Source organism: Arthrobacter sp. Y81 (assembly GCF_002929335.1).
In the GTDB taxonomy this organism is placed as follows: Bacteria; Actinomycetota; Actinomycetes; order Actinomycetales; family Micrococcaceae; genus Arthrobacter.
Genome location: NZ_PJIL01000008.1, coordinates 89,016 through 104,571 on the forward strand (window position 1 = coordinate 89,016; position 15,556 = coordinate 104,571).

Consider the following 15,556-nt stretch of genomic DNA (forward strand, 5'->3'; position numbering starts at 1 on the left):
CAGTCAGTAGGGCTGGACGATCAGCACTGCGGCCCCGAGGCCCAGGAGCGCGATCAGCAGCCACGCCGCGAGGGCGGCCAGCAGCGCCCTCGCCCCGGTATGCAGCAGGGTCTGCACGCGGACCGCCGAGCCCAGGCCGAACAGCGCCGTGCCCAGCAGCAGGTCCTGTATTGCGGCCGCCGACTCCAGCAACCCGGGGGACAGCCAGCCCGTGGAGCGCAGGCCCACCATGGCCACAAAGCCGATGACAAACAGGGGAACAACCGGCGGCAGCCGGAGTTCCGCGCCGTCGGTGTCCGGATCGCCTGCCACGCCTCCGGCGGTCCGGCCCAGGCCGGCCCCGTTTTCAACGGTTCCCGTCAGCGCTGCCCCGTTACGCGCGTCCCGGCTGATGATCGTCCGCTGGTGGACGCCGGCGGCGGCCACTATGGGGGCAAGCAGGATCACCCTGGTCAGCTTGACGACGACGGCGATCGCCAGGGCTCCGGTTCCTGCGGTCTGCGCTGTGGCCACCACCTGGCCGACGTCGTGCACCGATGCGCCGGTCCATGCGCCGAACACCTCGGGCGTGAGCTGCAGCGGGTGCAGGAGGAGCGGCAGGACGCCGATGGCCAGCGTGCCGCACAGGGTTACCAGCGCCACCGGCAGGACGGTGTCCACATGCCGGATCCGGCGGACCGCGGCCATGGCACCGATGGCCGAGGCGCCACAGATGGAGAAGCCCGTGGCAATCAGCAGCGACGCGTCACGGGTCAGCCGGAACATCCGCGATATCCCGTAGGTCCCTGCGAAACTCACCAGGACCACCCCGGTGATGAGCAGCAGCGACTGCCAGCCGAGCCCAAGGACGTCCATGACGCTGACTTTCAGGCCGAGGACCACAATGCCGGCCCTCATCAGGTGCTTCCCGGCGAAGTCGAGCCCGCTGCGTGCCCCGCCTGCAACCCACGTTCCGGTGCCCGGCAGGTTGGCGGCAAGCAGTCCCAGCACCACGGCGACGGTCATGGCAGGCAGGACCGGCACCATTGCGTGTACGGTAAAGGCCACCCCGACGGCGAAAACGGCAGTGAGAAGTCCCGGCACGATGGGTGGGATCCGTGCGGAGATCCGCCCCAGGGGGGCGGCGGGGAATCTGGGCAGTGGCACTCACCTACCTTGCCGGACATGTGCGGAAAAACACGAACCGGAGGGGGTGGCTCCAACACGCCACAATGGGCACCAGTAATGAATTCGAAACAAAAAGGTGGTTGGCTAATGACCATGTCTGACCTATTCCAGGATTACTCCGAGGCTGCCGGCCGCACCGGTGCCTACGACGAGATGTTTACCCCCGGCCAACAAGCCAGGAAGTCCTACGGGCAGGTCGCAGGGGCTCTCCGTGAGCTTTCCCTCGCCGACGTCACCGCCCGTGCCGACTCGATGGCGCGGACGTTCCTGGACCGCGGCGTCACCTTCGACTTCGCAGGGGAGGAACGGCCGTTTCCGCTGGACATCGTGCCCCGGGTGATCCCGGCCGACGAATGGAGCGTCCTCGAAAGGGGAGTTGCGCAGCGGGTCCGGGCGCTGGAAGCCTTCCTCAACGACGTCTACGACAAGATGACCGTCGTTGCCGACGGCGTCATTCCGCGCCAGCTTGTCACCACGAGCGCCCACTTTCACCGCCAGGTCCACGGCTTTGAGCCGGCCGGCGGAGTCCGCGTTCACATTTCCGGGATCGACGTCGTTCGTGACGCGGCGGGAACCTTCCGGGTGCTGGAAGACAACGTGCGGGTGCCATCGGGCGTCAGTTACGTACTGGAAAACCGCCGGGCCATGGCCAAGGGCCTGCCCGAAGCTTTCGGCCAGCAACTGATCCGTCCGGTCGAAGAGTACCCGCGCCGGCTGCTGTCCGCGCTCCGCAAGACGGCACCCTCCGGCGTCGACGACCCCACAGTGGTGGTCCTTACCCCCGGCGTGTTCAACAGCGCGTACTTCGAGCACACCCTGCTGGCGGGCCTGATGGGCGTGGAGCTCGTGGAGGGCCGTGACCTCATCTGCCGCGGCAACCGCGTGTACATGCGGACCACCGCCGGCGAGCAGCGCGTCGATGTCATCTACAAGCGGATTGACGACGACTTCCTCGATCCGCTGCAGTTCCGTGCCGATTCCATGCTGGGCTGCCCCGGCCTGGTGAACGCCGCCCGCGCCGGCGGCGTAACCATCGCCAATGCCGTGGGCAACGGCGTGGCTGACGACAAGCTCGTGTACAGCTACGTGCCCGACCTCATCCGCTATTACCTCAGCGAAGAGCCCGTGATTGCGAATGTTGACACGTTCCGGCTGGAGGAAAAGGAGGCGCGCGAGCACGTCCTGGACAGGCTGGATGAACTGGTGGTCAAACCGGTGGACGGCTCGGGCGGGAAGGGCCTGGTCATCGGGCCCGACGCGACCAAGGACGAACTCGAGGCGCTGCGCAAGCGCGTCATCGCCGATCCCCGCGGCTGGATTGCGCAGCCGGTCCTGCAGCTGTCTACGGTTCCTACCCTCAGCGGTGATAAGTTTGGCCCTCGGCACGTCGACCTGCGGCCGTTTGCCGTCAACGACGGCGACGACGTGTGGGTGCTCCCCGGCGGACTGACCCGTGTGGCCCTCAAGGAGGGCTCGCTGATCGTCAATTCCAGCCAGGGCGGCGGGTCCAAGGACACCTGGGTGCTGTCTGACTCTCCCGAGGTTCCAGTGGAACTCCTGCCAAGGCCGTCCATCACCGTCCGCGAGCGGGTTTCGGTGTGGCCGGTCGAAAGCAACTGGCGCGACCGCCAGACGGAGCAGCAGCAGTGAGCCGCCGCCGTCCGGTGCAGCCCGCCCCATTTTCACAGTTCATGTTCATGCAGATTTCGGACCCGCAGGAGGTAGCCGCAAATGCTTAGCCGTATTGCCGAGTCCCTATTCTGGATCGGCCGCTATGTGGAGCGGGCGGATGGCACCGCCCGCATCCTGGATGTCCACCTGGAGCGGCTCAACCACCTGCCCACGGAGGAGCGGGACAACGTTGCGCGGGAACTCCTGGCCGTCATGGGGGCCCGGCCCGAGAGCGACGAGTTCGGCCTCGAGGAGCTGCTGCACGCCCTCGCCTACGACAAGCAGAGCGCCACGTCCATTGCGGGTTCGTTGGGCGCTGCCCGCGAGAACGCCCGCCGTGCCCGCGAAACGGTTTCGTCCGGGCTCTGGGAGAGCCTGAACACCACGTACTACGGGCTGAACCAGCACCGCAAGGACGTGGTGGGCACCTACCGGTTCTGCCACTGGGTGCTGGAACGCACGGCCATGGTGAGCGGGCTGGCGGACACCACCGTCAGCCACGACGACAGCTGGCTGTTCCTGGCCCTGGGACGCTCCCTGGAGCGTGCCGATATGACGGCCCGCATGCTGTCGACCCGCGATGTGCTCTCCGCCGGCATGTCGTGGGTGAACATGCTCCGTTGCGCCGGGGCCTATGAGTCCTTCCTGCGGACCCGGCGTGCGGCGTTCGGTGACCAGCATGCCGCCGAGTTCCTGCTGCTGGACCGGCTGTTCCCGCGCTCCATCGTCTATGCCCTGCGGGATGCGGACGACTGCCTGGCCAAGCTCGATCCGTCCGCGCAGCGCGTCGGCTTCATCAACGACGCCCGCCGGATCGTGGGCCAGGCCCGCACCTTCCTTGAGTTCCACCGCACGGACGACCTCATGTCCGAACTGCCGGAGCACATGGAGCGCGTCCAGAAGGCTGTGTCGCAGGCTTCCGACGCAATTTCCCGTAAGTACTTCAATCAGGCGGACGAACTGGCCTGGGTGGGAGAAGTTTCATGACCCGGCTGAGCATCATTCACAAGACCGGCTACAAGTACAACAAGCGCGTCACGCTCTCGTACAACGAAGCCCGCATGACGCCGCTGACGGATCCGCAGCAGGTGGTGCTGGAATCGTCCATGAAAGTTGCGCCGTCGCAGGCCGCCGTTAGCAGCTACCGCGACTACTGGGGTACGCGTGTTACTGCCTTCGACATGCAGATGCCGCATGAGTACCTTGAGGTAGTCGCCACCACCACGGTTGAAGTCCACCGCGGTGAACGCGTCCCCGCTGAAGCCGACATCGTCTCCTGGGACGTGCTGCAGGCGTCCGAGACGCTCAACCAGTTCAGCGACTGGATCCCGCAGTCCCGCCTGAGTGGTCCGGGAGACGAGGTCCTCGGCATCATTCCGGGTATCGTTGAAGGCCGGAACCCGCACGGGGCCGCAATGGCCATCTTCGAATGGATGCGCGGGGAGATGACCTACATGAAGGGCTCCACCGGGGTCACCACCAACGCGGCGCAGGCCTGGGGCCAGCGCCAGGGCGTCTGCCAGGACCTGGCGCATCTCGCTGTCGGAGCGCTGCGCAGCTGCGGGATTCCCGCCCGGTACGTTTCCGGTTACCTTCACCCGCGTTCGACGGCGGACATCGGCGAGACGGTGGCCGGCCAGTCCCACGCGTGGCTGGAGTGGTGGGACGGTGAATGGCGCAGCTGGGATCCGACCAACCACAAACCGGCCGGTGACTTCCATGTCACGGTGGCCCGTGGCCGCGACTACCGCGATGTGCCGCCGCTCAAGGGCATCCTGTCGGGCGGCGGTGGTTCCGCGCTGAACGTCAGCGTGGAAATCACACGCCTGGCGTAGGCAGGCGGCCTTGGCAGGCCTATTCGTACCCGGACCGGGTGGCGTCATCGAGCGGCGTCCACCAGGTCAACGGGGGAGTGACCTTGAAACGCCGGCCCGTGACTGTGTCCGGCGTAATCCGGACGAAGTGCTCTTTCTTGCCGGCCTGCCAGGGGAAAAGCAGCAGTCCCACAGTGTCCAGAACCTCCTGCTGGTTCTTGACCGGGGCGGCCTGCCCCTTGATCACCACGCTCCAGGCGATGCCATTGTCCGCATCCACGCCGTCTGCCTCCACGGCAACAGGAGTGTCGCCGGTGGCTGCCTGCAGCTTGGTGCCATCGGCCGTACGGAAGACGAGAGTTCCGTGGTCCACCTTGTAGTTGATGGGGAAGATGTCCGGGTGGTCGTCGACCCAGACTGCCAGCCGGCCCACTGAGACGCTCCGCAGCAAGCGCCAGCATTCGTGATTGTCAAGGTTTTCGACTTCGTGCGGATGGTCAGCGCCCGGTTTAGGATCTGTGCTCATGACGCTGAGCCTAGGCAAGAAACACCAGGCAAGCTAGGGCACAATGGCCCCATGCCGCCGCAACGCACTGTCCGCCCCCGGGAATTGAGGGTTAACGGTATTCTGGCCTCACGCCGCCGGAGCGAACGGACACAGTCAGGAGTCGGGTTGTGGATATGCATGCCAATGGCGACGGTCCCGAACGGTATACAACAGCGGGCAGCCTGAGGATCGAAGACCTGCTCAAGGATTTCGTTTCACGGGCCGGTGAACTCCTCCAATTCCAGGAGCGCATGGGCGGCCTGCTCGAAGCCGTCGTGGCGGTCGCGGAGGATTTGAGCCTGGACGCCGTCCTGGAGCGTGTTGTCCAGTCCGCCTGCCAGCTGCTGCACGCCCGCTACGGAGCCTTGGGTGTTATTGGTGATGACCGCGCCCTTAGCCACTTCATCACCGTCGGGATCGACGGCGAACTGGCCAAGCGGATTGGCCCCCTCCCAACCGGCCATGGCGTCTTGGGATTGCTGATCTCCGATCCCAGGCCGCTGCGGCTCCATGACCTTCGTCGCCACCCTGAGGCCTACGGCTTTCCCAAACACCACCCGCCCATGCAGTCATTCCTCGGTGTTCCGGTGCGGGTCCGCGATGTCGTTTTTGGCAACCTGTACCTGACGGAAAAGGAGGGCGGCGGCGATTTCACCGTCGAGGACGAGGAGCTTGCCGTTGCCCTGGCTGCGGCGGCAGGTGTAGCCATTGAGAACGCGCGGCTGTACGACGACGCCCGGCGCCGCGCACAGTGGCTTGAGGCCTGCATGGATGTCTCCGGGCTGATGCTGGGGAGTGATCCAGCATCCTCGTCAGAGGGCCTTGATCCCATTGCCGGAAGGGCGCTGCGGGAATCCGGGTCCAGGCTGGCCCTGATCGTGGCACCGTCTGCGGATGGCATCGGCTACGTTGTGGCCGGGGCCGCCGGCAAAGACGCGGACTTGTTCTCGGGCCTGCCGCTCTCCCTGGAGTCGGAATCCCTGCAGGCGGTTCTCGCCGGAGGTGAGCCGCTTCTCGTGGACAATGCCGCGGATGTTCTGGGCATGCTGGAGGGGACCGTGGCCGGTCCGCTCCTCGCGGTGGCTCTCAGCACCCAGGGCGCCCATCACGGACTGCTCCTTCTGGTCCGTGACGCCGGGGTAGGCGCCTACGGCCGCACGGACGTGGAGATGGGGGCTGTTTTTGGGTCCCACGTCGCTTTGGCGCTTGAACTAGCCAGGGTCCACCGCCTGCGGGAAGAACTGCTGGTCTTCACCGACCGGGACCGCATTGCCCGCGACCTTCACGACCTCGTGATCCAGCGGCTATTCGCCGCGGGCCTGAGCGTCCAGAGCCTGACCCGCTTCACCAAGGAGGGGCTGGCGCTGGAACGGATCGGCGCGATCACCGGGGAACTGGATGAGGCAATCCGCAGCCTGCGGGACACCATCTACTCGCTCCGGACCGGCAACGGGGGCACCGAGCTTCTCAGCGGAAGGCTGCGGCGTGTCACGCGCAGCGCATCCAAGTCCATGGCCTTCACGCCGGGGCTGAACCTGGAAGGCCCTGTCGACTCCGTCCTGCCGGACACGGCCAACCACGTGGTGGCTGTTGTTTCCGAAGGCCTGAGCAACGCCATCCGCCACTCGGGCGCAGACTTGATCGAGGTATCCGTTTCGGCGCTGAAGGGCAGGATGACCGTCCTGGTCACCGACAACGGCCGCGGGTTCAGGGACTCGGCGAAGCGCAACGGGCTCAACAACATGGAGGAGCGCGCCAGGATACTTGAAGGCACCTGCACCATCACCAGCGCCCCCGACGCCGGAACCAGCCTGGAGTGGTCAGTCCCGCTTTAGCGCCGGTGGCCGTCAGAATCGGTGCCCGGGGAGTGGGCGGCGGTGGAATGGGCCGGACCGGAGTGCCCCGAGGCGAACGGGGCCGGCTTTGCGTTGTTGGCGATGTACACCGCAGCCTGCGTGCGCCGTTCGAAGCCCAGCTTCGCCAGGAGCGAGGACACATAGTTCTTCACGGTCTTCTCCGCCAGGAACATTTCAGCCGCGATCTGCCGGTTGGTGAGGCCACCGCCTACGAGTTCCAGCACCCGCCGTTCCTGTGGGGTAAGCCCCGCAATCCTTGGATCCACCTGCTGGGGAGCGACGAGGCTTTCGACGATGCTTGCCGCCACGCCGTCGTCGAACAGTGACTCTCCTGCAGCGGCACGGCGCATTGCGCCGATCAGGTCCGTGCCGCCAATCTCCTTCAGGACGTATCCGCGGGCACCGGCGAGTACCGCCCCCCGCAAGGCCTGCTCATCGTCAAAACTCGTCAGGATGAGGCAATTCAGGTTCGGATCCACCGACCGGACATCCCTGCAGACTTCGATGCCCGTTCCGTCGGGAAGGCGGGCGTCGAGCACGCTTACGTCCGGGTGCAGGGCGGGAATGCGCCGCGTCGCCTCAACCGCGGAACCCGAACTGCCCACAACGTGGAAGCCCTCGCCTTCGAGAAGCTCCTGCAACCCCCGCCTGACAAGTTCGTGGTCATCGAGGATGAACACGCGGATCAGGTCAGTATGCATTTCCTGCGCGGAGGGACCCTGGTCTGCCCTGGGAATCATGGTCCTCCTGTCCGGCGGCCGGAGCTGCCACTGTCGGTCCGCAACCGGCGTGCCGGTACGGTGCAAGTCCCATTATGTCTGTCCGGACCCGGTTTCGGTCATCCGGCTCTGCCATTCTCGTTCACGGCCATAAGTGCGACAAGGGTCCTTGGACCCCCGGGGCATGACTTTAGGCCCTACCTGCCCGCGCTGCCGGCACACATCCTTGAAGAACACCCGCCGGATCCCACCGGGCTCCGGCCGGCGGGAGCCGGATGCGAAAGAGGAATAAATGAACGAGGCCAGGGACGTCCGTACGATAGTTGTCGGAGTGGACGGCTCCGAAGCTTCGGTGGAAGCGCTGAAACACGCCCAGGGTCTCGCGGTGGGCCTCGGCGCACACGTTGTGGCGCTGGCATGCTGGGATTACCCGCCGGTGTACGACGGCTATGTGGCCATGGGGATCAACGACTTCGACGTGCGTGCCGGGGAGATCCTCCAGGAGTCAGTAGCCAAGGCCTTTGGGTCGGAAACGCCCGCTAACATTGAGACCCGGCTGGTCCAGGGGCGCCCACGGCACACCCTCATTGATGCCAGCCGGACCGCCGACATGCTGGTGGTCGGAAGACGCGGCCACGGCGGCTTCGGAGGGCTGCTGCTGGGCTCCGTGAGTTCAGCCTGCGTTGCCCACGCTCATTGCCCTGTTCTTGTAGTCCACACGCCTGAAAAGTAAACGGATCCCTACTCGAATGCGGCGCGCCGGGGATCGGACAGCCGGGTGTTCCACAGGTCCGGCTTCTTGACCTTGAAGCGCCGACCGGTCAGCGCCTTGGGCGCGAGCCGGACGTAGTAGTCCTTCTCACCGGGCTGCCATGGCTCCAGGAACAGGGCGTCCACCTGCTCCTTCTCTTCCTGGCTCTCAATCAGTTCGGATTCGCCGCGGGCAACCACGCTCCAGGCCATCTCTTCATGGGCGTCATAGCCGTCAATTTCGAAAGCCACCGGTTTGGACGTCATGGCCGCCCAGAGTTTGGTTCCGCCGGCTGTCCGGAAGACGATGTTCCGGCGTTGGAGAACGAAATTCACCGGGAAGATCTCCGGATGGCCATCGACAATGAGCGCGATCCTCCCGACCGTCTCGGTGTCGAGCATAACCCAGCACTGGTCAATGGACAGCTGGCCCTCGGGCGGCGTCGTCGTGTTCATGTTGACCAACGTTACGGTCCCGCCGGCACGCCCATTAGGGCCATATGGCCCTTGCCCGGCGCTCCGGCAGCCGCTGCTATGCGAGTGGTTGCGGAGTTCCTGCTACCACGGGCTAGGTTTGTAGTCCTTGAGGAAGACGCCGTACTGGTCTTCGCCGCTTTCACCCATGACGATGGGATCGTAGACCCTCGCGGCGCCGTCAACCAGGTCCAGCGGTGCGTGGAAGCCTTCCTCCATGAGCCGGACTTTGGTGTAGTGGGGGCGCTCATCCGTGATCCAACCGGTGTCCACCGCCGTCATCAGGATTCCGTCGGAATCCAGCATTTCCTGCGCACTGGTGCGCGTCATCATGTTCAGCGCCGCTTTGGCCATGTTCGTATGGGGGTGGCCCGGGCCCTTATAGGCGCGTGAGAACTGCCCCTCCATGGCGGAGACGTTCACGATGTACTTCCGGTGCGCGGTGGAGCGTTTCATGGCCCCGCGCAGCCGGCTCACCAGCAAGAACGGTGCAGTCACGTTGCAGAGCTGAACCTCGAGCATTTCCAGGGGGTCCACTTCATCCACCACCTGGGTCCAGCTGTTGATCGCGGCCAAATCCGGGACCAGCCCGCCGGCGTCGATGGCCGTTCCGGACGCAATCCGTTCCAGCGATGCCGACCCCGTGGAGAGGGCGAGCGACGTGATGGCATCTCCGGCGAGGACGGGATGCTCCGTGACGCTGCTGGCGAGGGCCAGGGGGTGCTTGTCGTGGGCGTGGCCGAACGTCACCAGTTCGGGACCCCCATTGGCGGGTTCGAGTGCTGCCGGCAGGGGCTCGCCCTCGGCATCAACCAGCGGTTTGTACGCGTTGCCGGACCGGCGGACGGTCTGGGCTGCGTTGTTGATGATGATGTCCAGCGGGCCTGCCGCGTCGAGCGAATCGGTCAGGGCCATCACCTGGGAGGGATCGCGGAGGTCGATGCCCACAATCCTCAGCCGGTGGAGCCAGTCCCCGCTGTCCTCCATCGCCGCGAAACGACGAGCTGCGTCCTTCGGGAAGCGCGTGGTGATGGTGGTGTGGGCGCCGTCCCGAAGCAGCCGGAGCGCGATGTACATGCCGATTTTGGCGCGCCCGCCAGTAAGCAGTGCGCGCCGGCCCGTAAGGTCTGTGCGTGCATCGCGCTTGCTGTGGCTGAACGCGGCACACTCAGGGCACAGCTGATGGTAGAAGGCATCAACCTGCGTGTAGTGCTTCTTGCAGATGTAGCAGGGGCGGGACCTGATGAGGTGCCCTGCCACTTTGCCGGTCGCCGAGGGTTCCAGCTTGTTCCCGCGGGTCTCGTCATCGATCCGGTCCGGCGCCGCGGTGGCCGTCTGCGCGATGACGGCGCGGTCCGATTCGGCGATCAGGTCGCGTTTGGTGACCCGGCGGTGGCGTTTGACAGCCTTGAACATCTTGCCGGTGGCGCGGCGAACCGAGACGTAGTCAGGGTGTTCCTCGTCGTAGGCATGGATGGTGCTTAAAACCTTGAGGCAGGCCTGGATGTCCTCAGGCGTCAAATCGGGGGAGTTCATTGTTCCGATTTTACAGCCTGGGAGGCGTCCGGCCTGCCGTCAGGGTTAAGGGATTGTTGCTGATCGTCTCCTAGTCGGTGGCAGGCACGCGGACGGCCGCGGAGTGGGCCTCCCCGGCCTTCTCCACGGAGTCCCTGGCAAACGGGGAATTCTGCGTTGCTGCCTTCACCGCGTTGGGAACGAGGTGCAGGTTGGCCGCTGAAAGCTCCCGTTCCGCTGCGTCCGGCTCAGGGACGTGCTGGCCCTTGGACAGTACCGTGATGCCGGAGTCCGTCACCTTGAATCCGCGGGCGCGGTCGCGTTCCGGATCGAGGCCGATCGCGGCCCCCGCGGGCACCTTGACGTTCTTGTCGATGATGGCGCGGTTGACCACGGCACCCTCGCCGATCTGCACCTTGTCCATCAGCACGGAATCCACCACGCGGCTGGCCGTACCCACGTAGACGTCGTTGGACAGGACGGAACCTTCCACGATGCCGCCGGAGATGACAACGCCGCTCGCCACGATGGAATCCAGGGCGGTTCCCACGGTGTTGTGGTCGCCGCGGACGAATTTGGCCGGCGGAGAAATGCTCTGGCGCGTGTAGATGGGCCATTCGGAGTTGTACAGGTTGAACACCGGAAGCGGCGAGATCAGGTCCATGTGGGCGTCGTAGAAGGAGTCGATCGTGCCGACGTCGCGCCAGTACGTGCGGTCCCGCTCGGTGGAACCCGGAATATCGTTCAGCGTGAAGTCATAAACGCCCGCTTCGCCCTGGCTGACAAAGTAAGGGATGATGTCCCCGCCCATGTCGTGCTTGGTGTCGAGGCGTTCGGCGTCGACGTGCAGGGCCTCCACCAGGGCGTCGGCGTTGAAGACATAGTTCCCCATGGACGCCAGGAACTGTGTGGGATCGGCTGCCAGGCCCGGCGTCGAGGAAGGCTTCTCCACGAAAGCGGCGATCTTCTGCGGATCGTTCTGGTCCACTTCGATGACACCGAACTGGTCGGCCATGCTCAGGGGCTGCCGCACTGCAGCCACGGTTGCCTTCGCCCCGCTGGCCACATGCTGTTCCACCATCTGGGCGAAGTCCATCCGGTAAACGTGGTCCGCGCCAACCACCACCACAATGTCCGGGTTGGCATCGTGGATCAGGTTCAGGGACTGATAGATGGCGTTGGCGCTGCCAAGGAACCAGCTCTTGCCGACACGCTGCTGCGCCGGAACCGATGCAACATAATTGCCAAGCTGCGTGGACATCCGCCACGTCTCGGAAATATGGCGGTCCAGGCTATGCGATTTATATTGCGTGAGGACAACTATCTGGAGATAGCGCGAATTTACGAGATTTGACAGCGCGAAGTCGATTAGCCGGTAACTCCCGGCAAACGGCACGCCGGGTTTAGCCCTGTCAGCCGTCAATGGCATAAGACGGTTTCCCTCGCCTCCGGCGAGGACAATAGCCAGGACTTTCTTATTCAACGGCATTATGGTCGCTCCTGTACGCCTTCGTAACTACCCCAAAAAGTCCGGCATGCCCGGACCCCTTCACACTAGAACAGATACGCCGGAAGGACTACCTTGGGTAACGTGCGAATAGACATTGTGACTAAAGAGTTCCCGCCCGAGATCTACGGTGGCGCCGGCGTCCACGTGGCTGAATTAAGCCGCGTCCTGGCCAAACATGTGGATTTGCAGGTGCGCGCCTTCGGTGCGCCCCGGGATCCCGACTATCACGGGGCCAAAGTGACGTCCTACTCGGTTCCGGAGGACCTGGGTGCGGCCAATGCCGCCGTCCAGACCCTGGGCGTGGACCTGCGGATCGTTCCGGACATTGCAGGAGCGGACCTGGTCCATTCGCACACGTGGTATGCCAACATGGCCGGCCACCTGGCGTCGCTGCTCCACGGCATCCCGCACGTGCTGAGCGCCCACAGCCTCGAGCCGCTGCGCCCGTGGAAGGCCGAACAGCTTGGTGGCGGCTACGCGCTGTCCTCCTGGGTGGAGAAGACCGCCTACGAGGCCGCCGCAGCAATCATCGCCGTCTCCGAGGGGATGCGGCAGGACATTCTGCGCAGCTACCCGGACGTCGACCCCGCCAAGGTCCGCGTGGTGCACAACGGCATCGACGTCGAACTCTGGACGCGTGACGAGGGCGATGACGCCATTAGGGCGCTGGGCATCGACCCGGAACTTCCCAGCGTGGTCTTCGTAGGCCGGAACACCCGCCAGAAGGGTGTCCCGTACCTGCTCCGTGCAGCGGCAAAGCTGCCGGCAGACGTCCAGGTGGTGCTGTGCCTCGGCGCAGCGGACACGCCCGAACTCGCTGCGGAAACCGCACGGCTGATCGAGGAACTTCAGAGCCAGCGCAGCGGCGTGATCCTCATTGAGCGGATGCTGCCCCGCAATGAACTCATTCAGGTGCTCAGCCACGCCACCGCCTTTGCCTGCCCGTCCATCTACGAGCCGCTCGGCATCGTGAACCTGGAAGCCATGGCCTGCGGCGCTGCCGTAGTGGCCAGCGCCACCGGCGGCATTCCCGAAGTTGTCCAGCATGGCGAAACCGGTCTGCTTGTGGACATCGAACAGGTCACCGACGGGACGGGCACTCCGCTTGATCCCGAGAAGTTCGTCACCGAATTTGCGGCTGCCCTGACCGAAGTGGTGTCAGATCCCGAGCGGGCCCGCGCCATGGGGCAGGCAGGCCGGCGCCGAGCGGAGGAGCACTTCTCGTGGGAGTCCATCACGGAAACGACACTTGAGGTTTACCGCTCGGTCCTTGCCTGAACCGGAACAGACGGCCGCTGCCAATCGCCACGGGTAATCGGTAGCGGGCAAAAGACGACGGCGCCGCCTCCAGTTAAGGGGCGGCGCCGTCGTGGTTTCCGCAGTTTCCTACGGAAATCCGGCGAAGCTAGCGCCGGGGAGCCTTGGCTGCCCGGACCTGGCGGGCCAGCAGGACCTTTTCATCCACCGGCGCCTGTCCGTCGGCGCGCTGCGCCCGGAAGTACGCACGTGCCTCGTCCTGGCGGATCTGCTCGGCCCCGGTGGCGATGGCCGCACGAAGGTGCTCCGGCCCGTACCCGAAGGCATCCACGAGGTCCAGGGCATGCGGGCGGATCTTGGCCAGCAGCCGGTTGATGTAGTCACCCACAGTACGTCCGCGCTGCATCGAAAGCCGCCCGTTCATGAGGTACCAGGACAGGTTTTTCTCGATGAGCGAGAGCCCGAACAGATCCCGGAGCCAGGTCAGCACGCGCCGGGTACCCGGGTCAGCCACATTGGCCAGCGCCTCCGTGAAGGCCTCCCACTGCAGGAGCTCCGCATGGGCCTGCGCTGCCTCGATCAGTTCATGCTGGTGCTCGTTGAAGACGGCGGCCGCCTGGTGCTGGGGCATCTTGTTGGTGCCCTTCAGCTCGGCTCCGACCTCGGCCACCATGGTCTGTACCCGGTCGGTCAGCAGCAGCCGCTGGGTGTCTTCGTCCCTGAGCGCGATTGCCGCCTTCTGCACCGACCCCGTGTCGGCAACGAACTGGGCGACTTGGCGCAGGCCCGTCCGGTGCACTGCGACTCCGGCGGCCTGGCTCACGACGTAGCGTGCCAGCACGCCGACGCCGACGGTGCGGAACTCCTTGGCGTAGTCGGCGAGGAGGCGTTTGGCCACCAGCTGGAGCAGCACGGTGTTGTCGCCCTCGAAGGTGACGTACACATCCAGGTCTGCGCGCAGTGATGCGAAGCGGTTCTCAATCAGGAACCCGGCACCGCCGCAGGCTTCCCGGCATTCCTGGAGGGTATCCAGGGCGTGCCATGTGCTCAGCGGCTTGAGTGCGGCGGCGAGGGTCTCCAGGTCCTGGCGGTCCTCGTCCGTATCGTGTGCGCCGGAGAAGACGTCGTCGAACTTCTGCAGGAGCTGCTCGTGGGCGAAGCCGGCGGCATAGGTTGTGGCGAGCCGGGTAAACAGCCGCCGTTGGTGGCGCTGGTAGTCAAGCAGTACTTCCTCGTCAGTGTGAGAGGAAGCATTGAACTGGCGGCGCTCGGCGGCGTACTGGATGGCGGTCTTGAGGGCGAGCTTGCTGGCCGCCACTGCGGCACCGTCCAGTGACACGCGGCCCTGGACCAGGGTGCCCAGCATGGTGAAGAAGCGGCGGCCCGGGCTGGCGATGGGGGAGGTGTAGGCGCCGCCGGCATCAACATTGCCGTAGCGGTTGAGCAGGTTGGTGCGCGGGATGCGGACATTGCTGAAGTGCAGCCGGCCGTTGTCGATGCCATTGAGCCCACCCTTGACGCCGTCATCCTCACCGCCGATGCCCGGCAGGAATTCCTTGGTCTCCGGATCCCGCAGGTCAACGTAGAACGCGTGCACTCCGTGATTTACGCCGTTCGTCACGAGCTGGGCGAAGACCACGGCGCCGAGCCCGTCAATTGCGGCGTTGCCGATGTAGTCCTTCCAGGCGGCGCGGAAGGGTGTGTGGATCACGAACTCCTGTGTGGCAGGGTCGAACGTGGCCGTGGTGGCAATGCTGGCCACATCGGAGCCGTGCCCGGTTTCCGTCATGGCGAAGCAGCCGGGGATGTCCAGGTTCATGATGCCGGGCAGCCACTTGGCGTGGTGCTCCTCGGTGCCCAGGTGCATCACGGCTGAGCCGAAGAGCCCCCATTGGACCCCTGCCTTGATCTGGAGCGACGGATCGGCCGTGACCAGTTCCTCGAACCCGGCGATGTTGCCGCCGTGATCGTCGGAACCGCCCAGTGCTGCGGGAAAAGCCCGGTGGACGGCCTTGTTCTCGACCAGGTATTTCAGCTGGCCGAACGTGCGCGTCCGGTGCTCGGTGTGGGTGAGGCCCTCGGTCTTATGCAGTTCGGGACGGCCCGAAAGCTCGCGCGAGTGCCGGCGGATGTGCGCCCACTTGCCCAGGAGCTGCTCGCCCAGGGCGGCGACGTCGACGGCGGGCTGCCCGTCGGCAGGTTGTTTTGTACGGCCGGCGGGTCGGCTGGCCTGGCCGGAGGGTCGGTCAACTACGTCAGTCATGTCGATTCCTTCT

13 protein-coding genes are annotated in these 15,556 nt (G+C 65.3%); 6 read left to right on the forward strand and 7 right to left on the reverse strand.

Annotated elements, in window-relative coordinates; translation table 11 throughout:
• Positions 1-3: 3 nt before the first annotated feature.
• Complete coding sequence (locus CXQ91_RS12395) at positions 4-1,140, reverse strand: YeiH family protein (protein WP_104174346.1); 1,137 nt, start codon at positions 1,138-1,140, stop codon at positions 4-6.
• A gap of 120 nt (positions 1,141-1,260) precedes the next feature.
• Between CXQ91_RS12395 and CXQ91_RS12400 the strand changes: the two genes are divergently transcribed.
• From CXQ91_RS12400 to CXQ91_RS12410, 3 genes are all read left to right on the forward strand, one after another.
• Complete coding sequence (locus CXQ91_RS12400; protein WP_104174347.1) at positions 1,261-2,817, forward strand: circularly permuted type 2 ATP-grasp protein; 1,557 nt, start codon at positions 1,261-1,263, stop codon at positions 2,815-2,817.
• A gap of 81 nt (positions 2,818-2,898) precedes the next feature.
• Entirely contained in the window at positions 2,899-3,825 is a 927-nt protein-coding gene (locus tag CXQ91_RS12405) for an alpha-E domain-containing protein (protein WP_104174221.1), read from the forward strand.
• On the forward strand, positions 3,822-4,673 hold the full coding sequence (locus CXQ91_RS12410) for a transglutaminase family protein (RefSeq protein WP_104174222.1): 852 nt from the start codon (positions 3,822-3,824) through the stop codon (positions 4,671-4,673). Before CXQ91_RS12405 ends, CXQ91_RS12410 begins: the two co-directional genes overlap by 4 nt.
• A gap of 19 nt (positions 4,674-4,692) precedes the next feature.
• On the opposite strand, the gene CXQ91_RS12415 is transcribed toward CXQ91_RS12410, so the two are convergent.
• Positions 4,693-5,178, reverse strand: coding sequence for a pyridoxamine 5'-phosphate oxidase family protein (locus tag CXQ91_RS12415; protein ID WP_104174223.1), 486 nt, complete (start codon positions 5,176-5,178; stop codon positions 4,693-4,695).
• 155 nt (positions 5,179-5,333) lie between these two features.
• On the opposite strand from CXQ91_RS12415, the gene CXQ91_RS12420 reads away from it, so the two are divergent.
• Entirely contained in the window at positions 5,334-7,034 is a 1,701-nt protein-coding gene (locus tag CXQ91_RS12420; RefSeq protein WP_104174224.1) for a GAF domain-containing sensor histidine kinase, read from the forward strand.
• On the opposite strand, the gene CXQ91_RS12425 is transcribed toward CXQ91_RS12420, so the two are convergent.
• Positions 7,031-7,795: a response regulator transcription factor gene (locus tag CXQ91_RS12425; protein ID WP_104174225.1), complete on the reverse strand. Its 765-nt coding sequence runs from the start codon at positions 7,793-7,795 to the stop codon at positions 7,031-7,033. The genes CXQ91_RS12420 and CXQ91_RS12425 overlap by 4 nt on opposite strands.
• Positions 7,796-8,066: 271 nt before the next feature.
• Here CXQ91_RS12425 and CXQ91_RS12430 point away from each other — a divergent pair, with 271 nt between their 5' ends.
• Complete coding sequence (locus tag CXQ91_RS12430; RefSeq protein WP_104174226.1) at positions 8,067-8,507, forward strand: universal stress protein; 441 nt, start codon at positions 8,067-8,069, stop codon at positions 8,505-8,507.
• A gap of 8 nt (positions 8,508-8,515) precedes the next feature.
• Here the strand turns inward: CXQ91_RS12430 and CXQ91_RS12435 are convergent, their stop codons facing one another.
• The 3 genes from CXQ91_RS12435 to glgC form a co-directional block, all read right to left on the reverse strand.
• A complete protein-coding gene (locus CXQ91_RS12435; RefSeq protein ID WP_104174348.1) occupies positions 8,516-8,980 on the reverse strand; it encodes a pyridoxamine 5'-phosphate oxidase family protein in 465 nt (154 codons plus the stop codon).
• A gap of 102 nt (positions 8,981-9,082) precedes the next feature.
• The gene (locus CXQ91_RS12440) at positions 9,083-10,534 is read right to left on the reverse strand and encodes an SDR family oxidoreductase (RefSeq protein WP_104174227.1); all 1,452 of its coding nucleotides are present in this window, start codon (positions 10,532-10,534) and stop codon (positions 9,083-9,085) included.
• 70 nt (positions 10,535-10,604) lie between these two features.
• The gene (glgC, locus tag CXQ91_RS12445) at positions 10,605-12,002 is read right to left on the reverse strand and encodes a glucose-1-phosphate adenylyltransferase (RefSeq protein WP_104174228.1); all 1,398 of its coding nucleotides are present in this window, start codon (positions 12,000-12,002) and stop codon (positions 10,605-10,607) included.
• 102 nt (positions 12,003-12,104) lie between these two features.
• Between glgC and glgA the strand changes: the two genes are divergently transcribed.
• Positions 12,105-13,301: a glycogen synthase gene (gene glgA, locus CXQ91_RS12450; RefSeq protein ID WP_104174229.1), complete on the forward strand. Its 1,197-nt coding sequence runs from the start codon at positions 12,105-12,107 to the stop codon at positions 13,299-13,301.
• A gap of 127 nt (positions 13,302-13,428) precedes the next feature.
• Here glgA and CXQ91_RS12455 read toward each other — a convergent pair whose 3' ends face one another.
• Positions 13,429-15,543, reverse strand: a complete 2,115-nt coding sequence (locus CXQ91_RS12455) for an acyl-CoA dehydrogenase (protein WP_104174230.1) — start codon at positions 15,541-15,543, stop codon at positions 13,429-13,431.
• Positions 15,544-15,556: the final 13 nt, after the last annotated feature.

Bases quoted from the DNA above. Each gene is read 5' to 3' on its own strand.
- CXQ91_RS12430 (WP_104174226.1), top strand. From the start codon at position 8,067: ATGAACGAGGCCAGGGACGTCCGTACGATAGTTGTCGGAGTGGACGGC.
- CXQ91_RS12455 (WP_104174230.1), bottom strand. From the start codon at position 15,543: ATGACTGACGTAGTTGACCGACCCTCCGGCCAGGCCAGCCGACCCGCC.
- CXQ91_RS12415 (WP_104174223.1), bottom strand. From the start codon at position 5,178: ATGAGCACAGATCCTAAACCGGGCGCTGACCATCCGCACGAAGTCGAA.
- CXQ91_RS12425 (WP_104174225.1), bottom strand. From the start codon at position 7,795: ATGATTCCCAGGGCAGACCAGGGTCCCTCCGCGCAGGAAATGCATACT.
- CXQ91_RS12400 (WP_104174347.1), top strand. From the start codon at position 1,261: ATGTCTGACCTATTCCAGGATTACTCCGAGGCTGCCGGCCGCACCGGT.
- CXQ91_RS12405 (WP_104174221.1), top strand. From the start codon at position 2,899: ATGCTTAGCCGTATTGCCGAGTCCCTATTCTGGATCGGCCGCTATGTG.
- CXQ91_RS12420 (WP_104174224.1), top strand. From the start codon at position 5,334: ATGCATGCCAATGGCGACGGTCCCGAACGGTATACAACAGCGGGCAGC.
- CXQ91_RS12440 (WP_104174227.1), bottom strand. From the start codon at position 10,534: ATGAACTCCCCCGATTTGACGCCTGAGGACATCCAGGCCTGCCTCAAG.
- CXQ91_RS12410 (WP_104174222.1), top strand. From the start codon at position 3,822: ATGACCCGGCTGAGCATCATTCACAAGACCGGCTACAAGTACAACAAG.
- CXQ91_RS12435 (WP_104174348.1), bottom strand. From the start codon at position 8,980: ATGAACACGACGACGCCGCCCGAGGGCCAGCTGTCCATTGACCAGTGC.
- glgC (WP_104174228.1), bottom strand. From the start codon at position 12,002: ATGCCGTTGAATAAGAAAGTCCTGGCTATTGTCCTCGCCGGAGGCGAG.